The 3239-nt window shown below is 66.8% G+C and carries 2 protein-coding genes; one reads left to right on the top strand and one right to left on the bottom strand.

Annotated elements, in window-relative coordinates:
* The first annotated feature begins 419 nt into the window (after window positions 1-419).
* Window positions 420-1706: an eCIS core domain-containing protein gene (locus ACZ3IG_RS36090; RefSeq protein ID WP_467437470.1), complete on the top strand. Its 1287-nt coding sequence runs from the start codon at window positions 420-422 to the stop codon at window positions 1704-1706.
* Between the two features lie 111 nt (window positions 1707-1817).
* Here the strand turns inward: ACZ3IG_RS36090 and ACZ3IG_RS36085 are convergent, their stop codons facing one another.
* Window positions 1818-2978 (bottom strand): ISAs1 family transposase, encoded by a 1161-nt coding sequence (locus ACZ3IG_RS36085; protein ID WP_467437469.1) that lies wholly within the window; start codon window positions 2976-2978, stop codon window positions 1818-1820.
* Window positions 2979-3239 lie beyond the last annotated feature (261 nt).

Below are 3239 nucleotides of genomic sequence, written 5' to 3'. Positions count from 1 at the left end.
TCCGACGCTGCCACTACCGACGAAGGACCAGCTCAGGCAACGATTTCTCACTGGAGTACTAGTGGAAATTTTCTGCTCCCCGTCGGGCCAGGGGGTCCACGGACAACTGCTGCTCCGTAACCGGGGGCCCGGCCCGATGCGGCGTCGGTACCCCGGCGTGGCAGGCCACCCGCCGCACGCAAGACGACGTGGTACCAGGCGCGGCAACGGCGGACGTAGCACCGACGGGTCGGGGGATGTGCCCCTGGCTCTGCCCCTTCAGACCTGTCGGTGCACCGGGGTGTAGCGGTGATCCTGAAGGATCAGATGGAGTAATCCTCCTGTTGTCTCAAAGGAGCCTCATCATTCACACGCACGCACGGCGGGAGCGTCGGTTAAACGAGTCGGAAGCAGACCGCGCCGCGAGTCCGCTGCTCAATATGACCGCCCAGCGGATGCTGAACCTCCAGCGCCTGGCCGGGAACGCCGCAGTGGCGCGTGCCGTCGGGACAGCCGACCACGCACACGAACCCACGTACGGGCACACCGGCGTGGAGGAGGGCGGTCCCGCCGACCAGCGCCAACTGCTGGAGGCGGCCATGGCGGGTCCGAGCCGTGAGCTGCCGCGGTCCCTCCTGGGTGAGGCGTCGGCGTTCTACGACAACAACGCGCTGTCCGCAACCCGCCTTCACGACGATCCGACGGCTCAGCGCGCGGTCGCGGCGATGGGTGCCCACGCCATGACGGTCGGCACGCACGTCTTCATGGGCCCGACGGCCCTGGGGCGCAAGGACATCATCGGCCACGAACTCGGCCATGTCGACAAGAACCTCCGGGGAGACCGTGAGACGGGTCAGAAAAACGGTGCCGGAGTGACCGTGACCGACCCGGGGCAGGATTCCGAGCGGACTGCCGAGGCCGACGGAGCGGCCTTCGCGGCAGGCGCGGCGCAAGCCCCGTCCGTCCTCGCGCAGCGGGCGGCCGTACGGGGCGCAGGCCCCGCAGCCCCCGCCGTGCAGCGCAGTGCCCGCGCGAGCGGCGCCCTGAGGGCGGATCCGCTGTCCGTCGTCCAGCGGTACGGCTCCCCCCGACCCGTACGACGGCGCCGGGTGAACGTCGACAACCTGCCAGCTTATATCGTGCGCCCCAGCTACACCATGACCAAAGCCAAGAGGGGCGGCGAATGGTCCACGGCGACGCTCGGCCCGAACGGGTACTTCGGCATGGGAACCGACGCGAACTCCAACCTCCCCTCCTCGATCAACAAAGCCAGGAGAGTCTACTCAATCGCCTTCAAGGCGGGTCATCTGCTGAACGCCGATTTCGGTGGGACCGGCAGGGATGCCGCAAACCTTACGATCCTCACTCCGACCGCTAATAGACTGCATCAGTCGTTCGACAATCCAGTGAAGAATGCCGTCTACATGCTGCGGCGGGTGTACGAACTCATGGCGGACATGTATCTCCCCGTCGACCGGCTCGACTACGGCGTCAGCGTCAGCGTCAGAGTTTCGGACACGAAATGGGACACCCGCAGTCCCGGTAAATACATCACGACCCAGCTGTACTGCGACGCCGCGGTCACCGGAGTGAACAGCGTGTATGACATGCTTCTGGACGCCTACGAGGACGGAATGGACACCACAGCGGTCTACGCCGCGATCGATGAAGTTCAAAACTATGTCGACACCGCCAATAGTAGCAACATCATCCCCAACACCGGCTGAGCTTGGCGTTTAGGCTCGAAGTTTCATGACGGTCCGCCGACGGAGTCGGTGGACCGTTTTCGTGCCCACTGCACCCAGGGTCATTGCATGATCGAGATCTGTCTGGGTTCGTCATGTGAGACCGAGGGTTCGTAGGGGCCGGTGGTAGTCGCGGCCGGTGTGGCGGAGGGCGGCGGCGATGTTGGTCTGGCCGTCCTGGCGGAAGACGCTGATGGCAAGGTTGCGCAGGGAGGCCATGGCGCGGGGCAGGGTGCCGGTGCGGACCTTGGAGTCGTCCTCGCGGAACGTGCGGTCGCGCACGTGGTGCAGGAGGTTCTCGATGCCCCAGTGGCCTCTGATCCAGGTGGCGAGCTCGGTGCAGGTGGCGTCGAAGATGCTCAGGCTGGTGATGTAGACGCGCTCGATGGTCAGCTTCCTGGTGCCCAAGTCGCGTCGCCACCGCAGGACTTGGATCGCCTGGCGGGCGCCGGGGTAGTCGAGGTGGCTGAACGCGGCGGCCTTGAGCCGGCGGATCTCGTCGCGGTGGTGGGCGTGGTCGCGGGTGCGGTGCCCGAGCGGGATGTCCCGCCAGGGCAGCTTCCTGACCTGGGCATACAGGCCCGGATGGTTCTTCTTCACGACGGCCACGTAGTGCGCGCCGCGACTGGTCAGATAGGCCCCGTGGTCGTGCAGGGCGTCGGCGGTCACCACCGTGTTCTCCAGTTCGAGACCGTCCAGCAACGGCGCGAAGGAGGGGATCTCGTTGCTCTTGGAAGCGACCTGCCGCTGGGCCAGGACCACGCCGTGGTGGTCCATCGCCGCCAGCAGCTGGATCGCCGCGCCCGCCCGGGTTCTCGATCCGCGGACCACCTTGCCGTCGACCGCGACCACTCGTCGCACCGGCCCCTTCTCCGCCTCCGGCTCGACCGGGAGCGGCCTTCTGGCCCGCAGATACGCGCTGATCGCCGCGTCCAGCGCGTCACCGTCCACACGCTGCAGCAGGCGCCGCACGGTCGCAGCGTGCGGCACTGGCCGCAGACCGGTAAGGGGATCGGCGGCGAAGCCGAGGACGCCCAGCACATGCTGCGGGGCATCCGTGATCCACTCGCTGATCGCGATGAGCGAACGAGCCCCGGTCAGCACCGCCGAGACGGCTGCGCACAGCAACGCGAGGGCCGGATACCGCAGTCCTCGCGCATCGCGGGGATCGGCGACCAGGATCAGGAAACGCCGCAGGTCAGCGACGTCGCTTGAGGTGAGGGGATCAGTCGGGGAGCCCACTTGCTCCAGCACGGAAGGAATGGGCGATGATATTCGGGCAGGCATGGTCTCGCTCGGTTCTCATGGGTCTCGACAACCACGTGATCACCAGCCCCGTGCCTGCTCTGCTCTCCCGGGCCCCTCGCCCCACAACGGACATGACGCCACGTCACTCACGAGACCGGCGAACCGGACCAATCCCCATCGTGCAATGCCCCTGCCACTGCACCGGCTAGTACTCCAGTGAGAAATCGTTGCCTGGGCTGGTCCTTCGTCGGTAGTGGCAGCGTCGGG

The organism is Streptomyces sp. NPDC016677, from assembly GCF_055562815.1.
Note: the sequence above shows the minus strand (reverse complement) of the source record. Positions and strands in the feature narration are given on the sequence as shown.